The sequence below is a fragment of the Vibrio sp. Vb339 genome (genome assembly GCF_902751245.1).
Taxonomy (GTDB): domain Bacteria; phylum Pseudomonadota; class Gammaproteobacteria; order Enterobacterales; family Vibrionaceae; genus Vibrio; species Vibrio coralliirubri.
Genome location: NZ_CADDIS010000007.1, coordinates 141100 through 155658, shown reverse-complemented (window position 1 = coordinate 155658; position 14559 = coordinate 141100). Strand labels below are relative to the sequence as shown.

At 45.8% G+C, this 14559-nt stretch carries 9 protein-coding genes; 3 read left to right on the top strand and 6 right to left on the bottom strand.

Going from position 1 to position 14559, the window contains the following annotated elements; genetic code table 11:
* Positions 1–66 precede the first annotated feature (66 nt).
* On the bottom strand, positions 67–540 hold the full coding sequence (locus HRQ85_RS22505; RefSeq protein WP_050653300.1) for a DUF2850 domain-containing protein: 474 nt from the start codon (positions 538–540) through the stop codon (positions 67–69).
* Positions 541–701: 161 nt separating this feature from the next.
* On the opposite strand from HRQ85_RS22505, the gene argA reads away from it, so the two are divergent.
* Together argA and HRQ85_RS22495 are read left to right on the top strand one after the other, a co-directional pair.
* Positions 702–2039 carry an amino-acid N-acetyltransferase gene (gene argA / locus HRQ85_RS22500; protein ID WP_172380651.1) on the top strand — a complete coding sequence of 446 codons (1338 nt, stop codon included), beginning with the start codon at positions 702–704 and terminating at the stop codon, positions 2037–2039.
* A gap of 283 nt (positions 2040–2322) precedes the next feature.
* Complete coding sequence (locus HRQ85_RS22495; RefSeq protein ID WP_050649790.1) at positions 2323–2514, top strand: hypothetical protein; 192 nt, start codon at positions 2323–2325, stop codon at positions 2512–2514.
* An 81-nt stretch (positions 2515–2595) separates the two neighbouring features.
* Here the strand turns inward: HRQ85_RS22495 and recD are convergent, their stop codons facing one another.
* The 5 genes from recD to HRQ85_RS22470 all read right to left on the bottom strand — a co-directional run bounded on the left by recD (position 2596) and on the right by HRQ85_RS22470 (position 13453).
* Entirely contained in the window at positions 2596–4806 is a 2211-nt protein-coding gene (gene recD / locus HRQ85_RS22490) for an exodeoxyribonuclease V subunit alpha (RefSeq protein WP_172380650.1), read from the bottom strand.
* Complete coding sequence (gene recB, locus HRQ85_RS22485; protein WP_172380649.1) at positions 4806–8480, bottom strand: exodeoxyribonuclease V subunit beta; 3675 nt, start codon at positions 8478–8480, stop codon at positions 4806–4808. The genes recD and recB overlap by 1 nt, the downstream gene beginning before the upstream one ends.
* A gap of 241 nt (positions 8481–8721) precedes the next feature.
* The gene (locus tag HRQ85_RS22480; protein WP_172380597.1) at positions 8722–8868 is read right to left on the bottom strand and encodes a hypothetical protein; all 147 of its coding nucleotides are present in this window, start codon (positions 8866–8868) and stop codon (positions 8722–8724) included.
* A 6-nt stretch (positions 8869–8874) separates the two neighbouring features.
* A complete protein-coding gene (gene recC / locus HRQ85_RS22475; protein WP_172380648.1) occupies positions 8875–12348 on the bottom strand; it encodes an exodeoxyribonuclease V subunit gamma in 3474 nt (1157 codons plus the stop codon).
* A gap of 127 nt (positions 12349–12475) precedes the next feature.
* Positions 12476–13453 (bottom strand): TDT family transporter, encoded by a 978-nt coding sequence (locus HRQ85_RS22470; RefSeq protein ID WP_048615247.1) that lies wholly within the window; start codon positions 13451–13453, stop codon positions 12476–12478.
* Between the two features lie 163 nt (positions 13454–13616).
* On the opposite strand from HRQ85_RS22470, the gene HRQ85_RS22465 reads away from it, so the two are divergent.
* The gene (locus tag HRQ85_RS22465) at positions 13617–14513 is read left to right on the top strand and encodes a LysR family transcriptional regulator (RefSeq protein WP_050645516.1); all 897 of its coding nucleotides are present in this window, start codon (positions 13617–13619) and stop codon (positions 14511–14513) included.
* Positions 14514–14559 lie beyond the last annotated feature (46 nt).

Here is a 14559-nt window from a genome sequence, read left to right as displayed (position 1 = left end):
CATCGAGGATGACAAAAACAGTCAGATAACACAATCGTAGATTGTAAGAGTTTACAATAAGATAACCTATCGGACGGAGTTATCGATATGGCCTTTAAGGCGGAAGATGGGATTGTAGTGACTGTCAGAATCGAGCACCATTTCTGTATTGTCAGAATTGGTCATGCGGAAGCGATAGGTTTTATCACCCGCCTTGTATTCAAAGTAGTTACCGTCAAAGTCAAAGCTCGTCGAAACAACAGACCCACGAACTGATACACCATTAGCATTCAGAACAAACTCATCCGTCGCATAATGTGCAACATCCTGCTCTATCCAAGTACCGTATATCAGATTGTCGGGCGTCGCCGCATCTTGCACTCGGGAAAGCACATCGCCGAACAAAGAAACCACCGCAAACGAACCCACCAAAGCTAGAACCATTAAACAACGTTCAATGATCTTACGCTTCAACTTAGATTGATTGCGCTGATCAGCTTCGCTGTAGAGACCTTTGGTTATCTCATCGATTTTGTTGTTTGTCGCTGGAGCTTGTTGCATTCGGTGACTACTCATAAGGATGCTATGCGCATTCTACACTGAGACAGTTTATATATTGAAGCCTAGATAAGAATAGTTTGCGCTTTATTCCAAAAAGGTGTTGTTTACATTTGAATTTAAATGCTAAATTATCGAATAAATAAACAAAATGGACTTGTTCTGTGAAATTAAGAAGTACAGCGCTAGTAAAAGGTTTCAGACAATCAACCCCTTATGTCAATGCTCACCGAGGCAAAACCATGGTCATTATGCTGGGAGGCGAAGCCGTTGCCGACAGGAACTTTGGTAACATTATTAGTGATATAGCCTTACTCCACAGCCTTGGAGTAAAAATTGTTCTCGTTCACGGGGCAAGACCGCAGATCAACCAATTGATCGCTAAGCAAGATTGCCATACGCCTTATCACAAGAATATTAGGGTCACTGATGAATATTCTCTGGGCGTCGCTATGCAGGCTGCTGGCCAACTACAACTTGCCATCACTGCTCGACTTTCGATGAGTTTAAACAACACCCCGATGGCAGGCACTCAACTCAATGTGATGAGTGGTAACTTCATTACGGCTCAACCGCTTGGCGTGGATGACGGTACGGATTATTGCCACAGCGGGCGTATTCGTCGAATCGATATCGAAGGGATCAATCGCACACTTGACCAAGGTTCAATTGTACTGCTTGGCCCTATTGCCAGCTCCGTGACAGGCGAAAGCTTTAACCTACTTTCTGAAGAGGTCGCGACCCAAGTTGCTATTCGTCTAAAGGCCGACAAGCTGATTGGCTTTTGCTCCGAACAAGGGGTAACAGATGAACGCGGTAATGTGCTCGCCGAACTCTTCCCAAAAGACGCCAAGCAAATTCTAGAACGATTAACGGAATCTCAAAACCCTGCCGAAGACATGAGCACAGGAACACTGCGCTTCTTGAAAGGAGCGATCTCCGCTTGTCGTGCCGGGGTGCCTCGTTGTCATCTAATCAGCTACAAGGTAGATGGCGCGTTAATCCAAGAATTGTTCTCTTTTGATGGTATTGGGACCCAAGTGGTTATGGCGAGTGCTGAGCAAGTAAGACAAGCTCAGATTGACGATATTGGTGGCATCTTTGACCTTATTCGTCCTTTGGAAGAACAAGGCATTCTTGTTCGTCGTTCAAGAGAACAATTGGAACAAGAAATTCACCGTTTTACGATCATCGAAAAAGACGGTCTGATTATTGGTTGCGCTGCACTATATGCGTATCCGGAAGATCACATGGCAGAGATGGCGTGTGTGGCGATTCACCCTGACTATCGCGATGGAAACCGTGGGCAATTGCTGCTGGATTACATGCGCCACCAATCAAAATCTCGTGATATCGACCAGATCTTTGTCCTTACTACGCACAGCCTTCACTGGTTCCGTGAACAAGGCTTTTACGAGATAGCGGTTGATGAATTGCCGATGGAAAAACAAGGGTTATACAACTATCAGAGAAACTCAAAGATCTTGGCGCTCAACGTATAAATAAAGTTTTGGAGCACAATCTCACTTCAGAAGAAAAATAATTGCAAATGTAATCGTTTTCTATATGAGATTCATCAACTATGCACTTTCACTCACACGTATAATTGTATAGAATTTAAACGCTTTAATAATCTTAACAAATGTTTATATTGGAATTGCCATCTCGATAGTCATATCGAACTCATTGAGGTGGTCACTGCACGGATTGCTATACCCGTTGACGGTCAGCACGCTAACATTAGCTCTGCTCGTTAATATAAACAGCAAAAAGAGCAACATTGATATGAGAACCATTGTTTGTAACTCGCTGCAAAGTTTTTGGGATATGGCTGATAACCAATTCTTAGAAGGGCTAGACGTACACTGCGTGTTCCCTGTTAGCGAGAATCTAAAAGAGTTTATTTTGAATTGCCAAGCAAAATACAAGATAAACCACATATCGTTTACTCGAGCGTTTTTAAGCAAAGAGCCTTAATAACGTTCAAAGCAACCAGGGATGGTTGCTTTGTGTTTATCTAGCTCTAAGTGCAAGCCCTTCTCTAGCGTCCATTATCGACTAATTCGTTAAACGACTGCCTAAACCACTCACTCGCTCTGTTTTCACCTTAATCCCACGCTTCAACACGTTGGTATCGCTGAACATCATCAGTCGTTTCTTCGCACGTGTAATACCGGTATAGATAAGCTCCCGCGTTAAAATAGGGCTGAAATCTGGCGGCAAGATCATTAAGGTCAGATCAAATTCACTACCCTGAGATTTATGTATCGTCATTGCATAAGCTGTTTCATGATCGGGAACTCGGCTTGGCAGCACGGCTTTCACACTGCCATCTGGCAACTCAAAATAGACCTTCAAACGAGGGGTTAAGTCAGGTTGACTAGAATCCGCCTCAAGCATACAGATACCAATATCACCATTATACAAACCCAAGCCATGATCATTTCGAGTCACCATGACAGGTCGCCCGTGATACCACAGCTCATCATTATGAGGGCTCACCAAACGCCTTGCGGCCAGTGCTCTTTCAATTCTGTGGTTGAGGCCTTTAACACCAAAATCCCCTTCACGAATGGAACACAACAGTCGGCATTGGCTGAACAAATCGAGCACTGATTTTGCGCGTGCTTCTTGAGTTTCTAACTCTTCCAACGGCGCATTCATTCTATTGAGGTACGCACCATACTCGTTAACCAAAGTACGCAGCATCAAGTTATAGCTGTCGCTCGATAGAGGATGATTTTCGATATCGCCAAAACCTTTGGCAAACACTTGATCTACTTGATTCGCAGAACCATTATTGATTGCTTTTGCCAGCTGACCAATACCGGAACGCGCATCGAAACGATAACTCTTCTGCAGCATACACAAGCTGTCTGCAATCGCAGGCGAATTCACCGCTCCAGCTTTGTCTTGTCTTGGATTAGCGATCGCATCAAAGCCTGTCATCTCCGCAATCAAATTGCCTTGCGCTGCGCTGTACCCTGCAGAGTTGAATGAACAGATATCACCGAGCACAGCACCTGCCTCTACTGAAGCGAGTTGGTCTTTATCACCCAATAAGATGAGCCTTGCGTGCTCCGGAAGTGCATCCACCAGCTTATACATCATCGACAGATCAACCATAGAAGCTTCATCCACTACCAAGATATCAAGGTGGAGTGGATTGCGTCGGTTATGTCTAAACTCAGCACGGTTAGGAATCGCACCGAGTAATCTGTGTAAGGTGCTCGATTCCGTTGGTATATTGGCTTTCACTTCAGGCGCTAATGGCAGCTGTTCAATCGCTTTACCGATCGACTCGGTTAAACGCGCCGCGGCTTTACCTGTAGGTGCCACCAGTTTAATTGTCGGTGTTTTACCCTGGCTGAGCGATTGCTCGACCATAGCCGAAAGCAACTTAGTTACCGTGGTCGTTTTACCAGTACCCGGCCCACCAGAAATCACCGCAAAGCGACGACTTAACGCCACCGCTGCCGCCACTTTTTGCCAATTCAAACAAACAGATAACGGCACTAGACTATCCAGCACATCTAAATCGGTCACTTGTTTAGCTTGAACAATCGCTTGGTCTATCGCGCCCCAATCCAAAACATGTTCGTCGACAATATCTAGATGGTCACACACCAGTTGTTGGCGAAACACTTGAGACGTTTGTTGGTTTGCTTCAGCCTTCGCTAAGGCATTAAACAGAAAATGGTAACTGCGTGCGAATAGTTGATTGAGCGTTTCAGTCAGTGCCTTCTTCTGTTCAGTATTGAACTCTACTGGCTTACTTAAACGGTTTAAGGTCTCAGCCAACACAACTTCGTAGTTCCAATAACGCTGTAAGTAGACACGCTGTCCATCAAACATCAGCGGCTTAACACAGTCATTGGTTGTACCTACTAGGTTTGACGATTGAAGTACCGCCACCCAATCAATACCTAATAACTTTTGATTCAATTGCAGGGCAGTTTCACCGTACAACCCAAGTAACTGAGCAAGATCCGCCGTTTGTTCAGGGCCTACCGTATACTGCTGTATAAGCTGAGTACAAATATGACCCTTGCCCAACTCATGGCTCACCAACCCAGCGAGAAAACCGATCTCTTGAGAATGACTCGTGGCTTGCTGCGAAATAAAACGGGCAAACTGATAATCCAGCTGACGAATCGAGCCCTTATCCGCAAGGAACTTGAGTACATCCATGAGCTGTTCAGGGATAAGTGAAACTGGCTTTACAGAGTTCGCTGCTTCTACGCTGGTATTAGTGGTCGTCGTTGTCATTATAAAAGCCCCATCTGTCCAGTTTCATCGTCATTCAATTGTGCTGAACGTCTGTCTATCACTTTACCGTCAATCAATTGATCCATTTCATCGAGCAAAGCCAATGTTGGTTTAGCCGAGAAAACACCTTGTTGTGATTGGCCATCCATTCCTCTTAGGAACAAGTAATAAACCCCACCGAAATGTTGTTCATAACTGTAATCTGCAACGCGACTGCGTAGGAAGCGGTGCAATGCCAACGCATAGATTTGATATTGAAGATCGTAACGGTGGTCGGCCATAGCCGATTTCAATGCCTCACCATGGTAGACGGCAACGTCATCACCTAAATGATTCGATTTCCAGTCGAGGACATAGTATTTACCTTGGTGCTCGAACACCAAATCGATGAAGCCTTTCAACATGCCTTGCACGGTTTGGAAGCCAAGGTCACCCGCTTTTGCTGATAGCGGATCGTGATACTGAATGGTTTGATTCAATTCCGATGCGGCTAACACTTCGATCGGCAACAAGAACTCCATCTCGACTAATCGTTGCGTTGAGTCTTTCTCGCTTAGCTTTAAGTTCTTACCATCCAGCGCGGTGTTCAGCACCGTATCGACCAGTTGTTGAAGCACAGGTAACCACTCTAGTTCGTATTGCTCCGACTCTAATAAGTGAGTGATTACTTGCGTGTTATGTTCGCTGGTTGCTGGCTCGGTAAATTCAACATCCTCAAACAAGGTGTGTAAGAAGGTACCCGGGCGAGCGCCGCGAGGGAACGTGAATATAGAACGTTCAGGTTCAATCAATTCCGACTCATCTTGTTCATCCGCCGAGTCAATATCAAAGCCAGACACCTCAATAGTCGCGTCATGGCTCGCACCGTGACTGCCTTGCTTTACAAGCCCCGAGTAACTGGTAATACGCCAAGCTCGGTCAATTGAAGCCTTAAGTTCACTGGCCTGTAAGTCGTCACTCACTTGCTCTGTTTGCACAAAAATTTGTTCGTGAGCGGTAGGTGTTTCGGCTAACAGCACACTGGAATTCTTACCCTCAATAGCCGATAGAGCTTGATGCAACTCGGCGATGCCTTGCTCTTGTCCGTTTTGAACCAAATAGCCCATAGCACTCAAGTGAACGCCAGTTGGCTCTTTGGTTGAACGCCCTTTACGTAAAGGAGCCATACCAATAAAACATCCATATACTGCACGAGTCAGCGCCACATAAATCAAGCGTAAGTCTTCCGCCAATCGCTCTTTATCGGCTTGTGCTAAGGCACTGTCGCTGCCAGTAATATCAAGCACGGTAGTATCTGAATCATGATCGTAGAACTTGCCTTCGCTCGCTTCACGGTAGCTCGCGACAAACGGCAAAAATACCAGGTCATATTCCAAGCCTTTCGACTTATGAATGGTAACGATTTGAACCAAGTTTCTTTCTGATTCAAGGCGTTGAATATCATCTTCACTGCCACCTAAACCATTCTGAGCATCGGAAATCGCTTCTGCCAACCAACGCAGCAAGCCATAGTCACTGTCGAGTTCCTGCCTTGCTTGTTGTAGCAATTCGCCAATGTGCATCAAATCAGTGAGTGAGCGCTCACCATTTTCTTCTTCCAGTAAGCGCTCAGCGAGATGTCGTTTGCTAATAACGCTACGAAGCATTGGCAGCACGCCGCGCTGAAGCCACAACTTACGATATTCTCGAAATTCGTTAACTACGTTTTCCCACACAACCTCATCATTATTGAGTTCATCCAATGAAGCCGCATCCAGAGCAAACAACTCGGAGGCTAAACTGGCACGCAATGCACGATCGTTTTCTGGTGTCAGCACCGCTTGTAGCAGGCGTTGAATATCTTGCGCGACCAAGCTGGTAAACACACTGTCTCGGTTGGACAAATACACACTCGCAATGCCTTGCTCCGATAGCGCGTTCTTGATCAGGCGACCTTCACTACCGGTTCGAACCAAAACAGCAATATCACCCGCATTCACGGCATGTTGTTTTTTGCCGTTATCAAAATAGGCTTGATGATTTTGAGAAGCGGCCAGAATGGTTTGAATTTGACTCGCCGTCGCTTCTGCCATTGCCTTGTGATATTCGCCTTTAGGTAGTGGCTTATCTTCTGCTTCTTGTAGCCAAAAGGTCAGTGCGTGTTGAGTTTCTCCGTTCATTACCCATTGACGTTTATCAGCCGATGGACTGGCAGCGACGGGCAGAAATGGAATGTCTTGGTCGTAGATAAACGGGCTATCTGAATTCATAAACACTTGGTTTACCGCGCTGACCATATCAGCACTCGAACGCCAGTTAGTGCCTAACGTATAGTGAGCACTAACTTGGCTTCTTGCCTTAATGTAGGTAAAGATATCCGCACCACGGAAGCCGTAAATAGCCTGCTTCGGGTCACCGATCATAAACAGACCACACTGCGGGTTATCGAGATAGATTCGGCTAAAAATACTGTATTGCAGCGGATCGGTATCTTGGAATTCATCGATCATCGCCACCGGGTAAAGCGTGCGAATTCTTTCCACCAGCAATGATTGCTCATCGACATCAATCGACGCCGATAACTGAGTCAGCAAGTCATCAAATGATAGCCACTGCTTCTGTTGTTTCGCCTTGGCTAACATAGTTCGACAATGGGTAATCGCATGCGCTAGCAATGGAGCTTTTAGATCTGCTGGAGAATTTAAGAAGTCCTCAATCGCCTCAAACACCGCGTGCTGAGGCGCGGCGCCCTTTGGTGTTTTTTCAATTAGAGTGGCTTGAGAGAACTTCTCTAGTTTATCTGGAAACTGGTAATCATGAGTGTCGCTTTGTGCCCATGCAGTCACCGCTTCTAACCAAGTCGGCAGAGACTTCTTGGTGTAACTGCGTTTGTTCACATCCGAGCCAGAGATCAAAGCCAAAAAATCCGCTTCGGATTCACACCACAGCGCTTTAAGTTGCTTCACTTTATCTAGGTTTTGATTGTGCAGAGTTTGCAGGTCGCCAGACATCGCATCTACCGTTAGCTTCAACGGAGATCCTGTCAGGTAACGATTTACGTCAGCTAATAGCGAAGCGGGAGAACCCCAGATATTACGAACCTCACCTGCTAATTGAATTGGCAATGGGTAGAACTGTTTACGCCAATAGTCGGCAACCACTTGTGCTTTTAGGTGGCTTTCATCGGTCACAAATTCATTATCAAAGCGGCTTCCAGACTCGAAGGCATTTTGAGTCAACATTCGCTGACAGAAACCGTGAATGGTGTAGACCGCTGCTTCATCCATTTGTCTTTCAGCGTTAAGCAGAGTTTTAGCTGCGCCAGCATGATCATCGATGGCTTGTAACAAAGGCGCAATCACTGGGTCGTCACTTTGCCCACGTGCAAACGCAATCCGTGCATCATGGATTCGAGCACGGATACGATCTCGCAGCTCAGCCGTTGCCGCTTCAGTAAAGGTCACCACCAGAATTTGCTCCACGGTTAGCGGCTCATGGTGTCGTGTGGCTTCCGTCAGATCACCTTGTGGAGCGGCCGTGCCGTGCCCCAGCAGTAAGCGTAAGTACAAGCCAGCAATGGTAAATGTCTTACCCGTACCCGCCGATGCTTCAATTAAACGCGCGCCATGAAGTGGAAACGTCATGGTATCGAGTGTTTTTGGAGCGATTACCTGAACACTGCTTGTGGTCGTCATGCCTTACTGCCTTCTGATAAATGTGTTGTTACAAATGTGACCTAGCGTGGAAAACGTCATTCAATTTACGTCCTACGCTAATTTGTTAATAGTTAGTGCGATCTCTCTCACGGATCAATTCGGATCGCCTCGCTACTATGCGCCCACGAGTTCAGGAGCGCGTACGAGTTTTGTACTTTACGACGTTACTTTGAACCACAGAATAATGGTCCCTCTGACCTGTGGCCGTACAGCGAACGCCCTACACTAATAATGATTTACTGGCGGCCACTTTATTTCCTGTAACTTGATTCACTTCACCTGGAAAGTAAGCATCCCAAACGCTTACCAGCGACTCTCTTTTGTCTTTCATTAATTCAGCGCACTCGCTATTGATCTTGTCGATCACAGCCACCTACTCCTGATCTTCCAGATCGGCTGCAGCCAACCTTGCCGCCTGCAACACAAGTGTCGAGTACATACGTGATTGAGCAGCCAGTTCATTATCCCACTTAGGCCAAATTCGTGAGATGTAGGTATCTCTGCCCTCGCCCGTAAAGGCGAAGCTATCATTAAAGGTATCGGCCATTTTCTTGAGTGACTTTTCTTCGTCATCAATCCACTTACCACGGCTAAAGCCAGCCTCAACGCCAGCCAATGCGGTTTTCGGGAAGTAAGGTAGCGGTGCTGTCATACCTTGATAAAACAGTCGTACTAATTCTGCCAGCAAACCTCTCGCCTGCTGTGCATCACCAATAGGCTGTAGCGTTTGGTGAACCACGCCCTCTTTTCTGTCATAGCCAATAATATGAGTCGTTTTTCCGTGTCCCATAACAGCGCAGGATAGATGGTCAATCCACGCTGCCAAGTAATCTTGAGAGCGTATTTTTCCGCTACGAAAACGCACTAGACCTGATTGATAGTTTTGAGTTAACCACCCCATCAAGCGAACAGGCTTACCTTCGCCTAACACGTCAAACTCGATATTCACTTCGAGATCTTGCTGCGGCGAACCGCTCACAAATCGAATCTCTTTGGCTAAGTCTTCCGCTTGAACACGGTTGGTTTCAAATTCGATGTCACCGAAAGCGCCAACAGGTAATCGACCTTGTGCTTTTTGCTCAGAGACAAACAGGCGCACCGCTTCATCTGCACCTTCAGGATGGTCCAGCAACACTTGCAGCAGCGCATCTTTAAGCTGGAAGCTCTCTAGCCCATTGAGTACGAATGGTTCATCGTCCTCCATTACCGGAAGAGGAGGCTCAAACACGACTTTTAGACGACGATTAAAGAAGTATTGCACCGGTAAGCGCCAGAAACGCTGCAACTCAACCAAGTCGAGTTCTAACGGATACGTTGCACCCAACAAATAGTCGTCCAATGCACGATTGAATTCACCACTGCGTTCACCTGAACGGTTAGCCGCAGGTAACCACTCTTTGGCATAACTCAATACATGGCTCGCATCACCTTGAGTAAACGCAGCGGGGCTGAACGGTGTCATGGTGTGCTCAAAGCTGATCGCTTGAGTCAGGTTGATACCAGAATCGTCACTTGGTAGTGCTTGGTCTTCACTTAGGCAGTAGTTCTGTTGGCAGTACTCTATCAATTCAGAAACCAACACCGACGGCACTCGCTCGGTATTATCTTGAATCGAACGGCCGACATAGCTGATGTATAAACACTCTTGCGCCGACAGCATCGCCTCTAAGAATAGATAGCGGTCATCATCACGACGAGAACGGTCACCGGGACGAGTGCGCCCGTTCATCAGGTCAAAACCTTCTGGCGGCATTGAACGAGGGTAAACACCATCATTCATGCCCAACAGACAAACGGTTTTGAACGGAATAGAACGCATCGGCATCAGGGTACAAAAGTTAACTTGCCCCGCTAAGAAACGCTGACTAATACGGGCGCCCGACAGTTTATTATTTAGGTACTGATAAATGATGCTTGGCGACAGTTCTTGTTCGTATAAGGCATCATCAAGCTGTTCATTCAGTTGTGAAAGTGCATCGCGAATCGATTTGAGCACCACCTCGCCTTCCAGCTCAACCGCAAAGAAATCATCAATCATTTGCAGCAAGGTTTCACGCCACATATCGATTGATTGTGTTTCAGTCAGACGCTGGCGGTAATGGGCAATACGATCGATAAAGTGCGCTAATTTACCCGCAAGTTCGGCGTTAATACCCTGAACTTCATTGTAAGCGGCAATTGGAGAGTGTTCAGTTTCAAACAAACCTGCAGAATCCGACATCGCATAGCCTAAGAGCATGCGCTGAATACCGAATAGCCAAGTATTTTGTTCGGTCGCAGGTAGATCAAATTCTGTCGCAGTTGAAGCATCAACACCCCAACGGATACCCGCTTCTTCAACCCACTGCTTGGCTTGCTCGAATTGAAACTCATCAATACCAAAGCGCGCCATCATTGCAGGGATTTCTAATAGCTCTAGTAACTCAGACGCTAAACAACGCGTATTCGGTAGCGCGACCAGCTGCATGAAGGCGGTCAGAATTGGGCTTTCTTGGTCGGCGGTTCTATCAGAGATCGAGTAAGGGATATAACGCTCACCCGGGGCATTACCAAATACTGCCTGAATCGCTGGGCTATAAGCATTAATGTCAGACACCATCACGATGATATCGCGCGGTTTCAGGGTCGGGTCAGCATCAAACATTGCCAACAGCTGATCATGAAGGACTTCAACCTCACGCATTGGGCTGTGACACGCATGTACAGTCAGAGAACGATCGCCAAGCTCAACCACCTGTTTATGGAGGCTGGAGTCTAAAATTTCATCATTGCGATGCTCTTCCAATTCAAGGATATCTCTTTGAATTTGATGCAATAAGCCATCTCGCTCTACATCAATAAAAAATTGATACTCCTCAGTATCTCCCTCAGAGAGCAAAAGTAAGTTATCTCGTCCTAATTTTCCCATCGAAGCTAATAAGTTATTTCCAATGGCATTATCAATATGCAGTTCATCATGCACTTCATATTTCCCCCCTTCCATTAAGGAAGACGAGCCAGCTGATGAGAGCATATTGTTAGACAAAGCGAGCTTTTTACGTTGCTTAGCCTCAAATCTTGCTAAATCTTTGAGGCTTTTGATATCTCCCCAATAAGGCTTACTTGGGTTGGTAAACATCAAGTGCACATCAATCTGCTCACCTAGCGCTTTCAACGCGTCCATATAACGAGGAGGCAAAGAAGAAATACCAAACACAAATAAGCGCTTAGGCAGATGCTGCAGTTGGCCCTGTTGATTGGCTAGCGCTTCAATAAAGTCGTGATACAAGTTACCACGGTGGTATTTAGATTGGCCTTGTGACAGAGTTTGATCATAGAGCGCTTGCCACAAAATCGGTTGCCAAGGGTGCTCTTGCTGCCCTTCCTCATCGATAAGTTCTGCAACGGGCTCTCCCGCTTCCCACATCGCCATCCATTCAGGTCGATACACTAAATAGCCATCGAAGATATCGGCAATTTTTTCTGCCAATTGGTACAACTTCGAATCATCTTCGTCGTTTTCAAGATAGCGCTGTAAAGGAAGAAAATCAGGGTGGTCAAGCTTAGCGGGTAGCAAACTCATCAGCTTCCACGTCATCGCTTCTTTGTTAAAAGCACTGCGTTTAGGAACATCAGGAAGCACTTGGGTAAACATATCCCAAATGAAGGTTGCTGGAAGTGGGAAGTCGATATTTGCTGCTACGCCAAACTCTTTGGCGAGTTCCATCTTAAGCCATTGAGACATACCTGGGCTCTGAACCAAGATCTGCTCTTTTGCGAAGGGATTGGCTAAAGGGTCACTTTTGATTAAGTGAACGAGAAGGATTTTTAAAGTATCAACTTTATTGGAATGGTAAACAGTAAACAAAGTGCACTCACGCTAATCTTGCCACAATATAAAGCCAGATTAGCATAAGTGCCGTGTTTGGATTAGGAATATAAGCTTATGAAATACTGAAAACTTAAGGTCCGTTTATCTTTTGAACTAATGCGGATTACAATTTACCGCTTACCGAACTTAGAACACGATGTGGTTTGTAGTTCATGTAGTAACGAATAGCTACATAGCTGACGACAAGCGTTGCAATCATTAGCTCAATGTCCGCCAACCCATTCACTTGCGCTACATACTCGCTCGCTACATTAACACTCTCCATCCAGTCAGCCGTTTTAAATAATGCCGTTGCGCTAATCACTAGTGGGAAAGTGAACGCTGCATAGCCAGGGCTAAATGGTAAACGCATAAGCTTTAGAAACGCTACGTAGATTATCGATGTCATCAGAACCGCAATACCAAACAACATACCAATGATAACTGGAGATGGTTCAGGGCTCACCGCTAAATAACCAGCCAATGAAACACTTGCAGGGGCAGCCATTACCGCAATAGTTGGTTTTGCTGCATCTGGAACTTCATTAGTAAAGATTAGGCGATAAATCATCATAGGTAGCATGACGACATAAGATGCCAAACCAAACCACAGAACCGAATCTGCTATCCATTGTAATGAAGGTTCACCAGAGAAAGCCACATCAGCAACTACGATGCCGATAGGTGGAACGAACCAACTTGGTACCATGTGGTGTAATTCAAAGTCTTTTGCACGGTGGTAAAAGAAACTCACTAAAAACACGACGTGTAGTACGACAGCCGCTAGCCAAATTGCATTGCCAGCTTGTGGGTAAAAGTGTCCAATTGAGCTTGAAACTACCATAACCCCCATCGCAAATGTTGGGACAACACTTCCTACAACTGGGTGAGCAAGGTCTTGACGCAATAGGTGGCCGTGGACTAAAAATTTGATAGCTAGAATTGTGAGTAATACTCCACCAATTGCGGCACTAAACCATTGAGCATAACCATTGCAGTCTAAAACATTTTCCCAGCTCCAGCCTAAGCTTGCTATTGCTAGGCCTAACCCTGCCATGGGTGTTGGAGCTCCTGTTAATCTATATTTAATACGTTGAATCATGTCAGCCTCTCTTAAACTTAATTCACAAAACTTGTGAACTCATCAGCTTGTTGAAGCCATAATACGCTTGCACTTCGTTAAACAATATCCAATTATATATAACAAGTGTTCACAAATAATGAACAAAACCCATTTTCACCAGCAGAGTTAAACTAGGGATCTGATGGCTAATATTTCAATAAAACAGCTCAAAGTGTTCGTCACTATCACTCAGCACTCGACATTGACTGCTGCCTCTGAGGCTCTGTTTCTGTCTAAGGCCGCTGTCAGCATGGCACTAGGCGAAATGGAGAAGCAACTCGGCCACTCTCTATTTGACCGGGTCAACAACCGATTAATTCTCAACCAAGAGGGACATAAGTTACTTCCATTGGCGGATGAGATATTACATCGTGCTGCTGGTATTGATGTTTTGTTCCGTGATGATCAGCCTTTAAGTGGCAATCTAAAGGTCGGCGCGAGTGACACGATTGGTAATCAGGTCGCACCGTTTATTTTGTCAGGCTTTCGCGAACGAACTCAACATCAGGATCAAAGCTTGTTCATTTCAAACAGTGCACTGATCTGTCAAAAGTTGGTGGATTATGAACTTGATATCGCGCTAATTGAAGGAAAAACATTACACCCTGAACTCATTTCGAGTCAGTTTAGCAGCGATGAAATGTGTATTATTGTGAGTAATCAACATCCTCTCGTTGCAAAAGAAAAAGTAACTTTAAGCGATTTAGAAGACAGCCATTGGATTTTACGTGAATCAGGTTCAGGGACTCGCGAGTTTTTCCTTCGTGCCGTTGCACCGCGCATCGAACATTGGTATGAATCCTTTGAACTCAACACCACAGAGGCGATCATCAATTCAGTTTCCGCCAATCTTGGATTCGCGTGTTTATCACGATTGGCAGCACAACGAGCGATTGATTCAGGCCGAGTAAAAGCGCTTGATGTGCCACTCGACATGAAACGACGTTTCTGGATGCTGGTACACAAAGACAAATACCAGAGCCCTCTGCTGAAATCTTTCATGAGTTATTGTGAAGACTGGGCTACACATCAAGATTGAGGCCGCATAGTTAGGGCTCCAACTGGACTTTTAGCATCAGAAACTG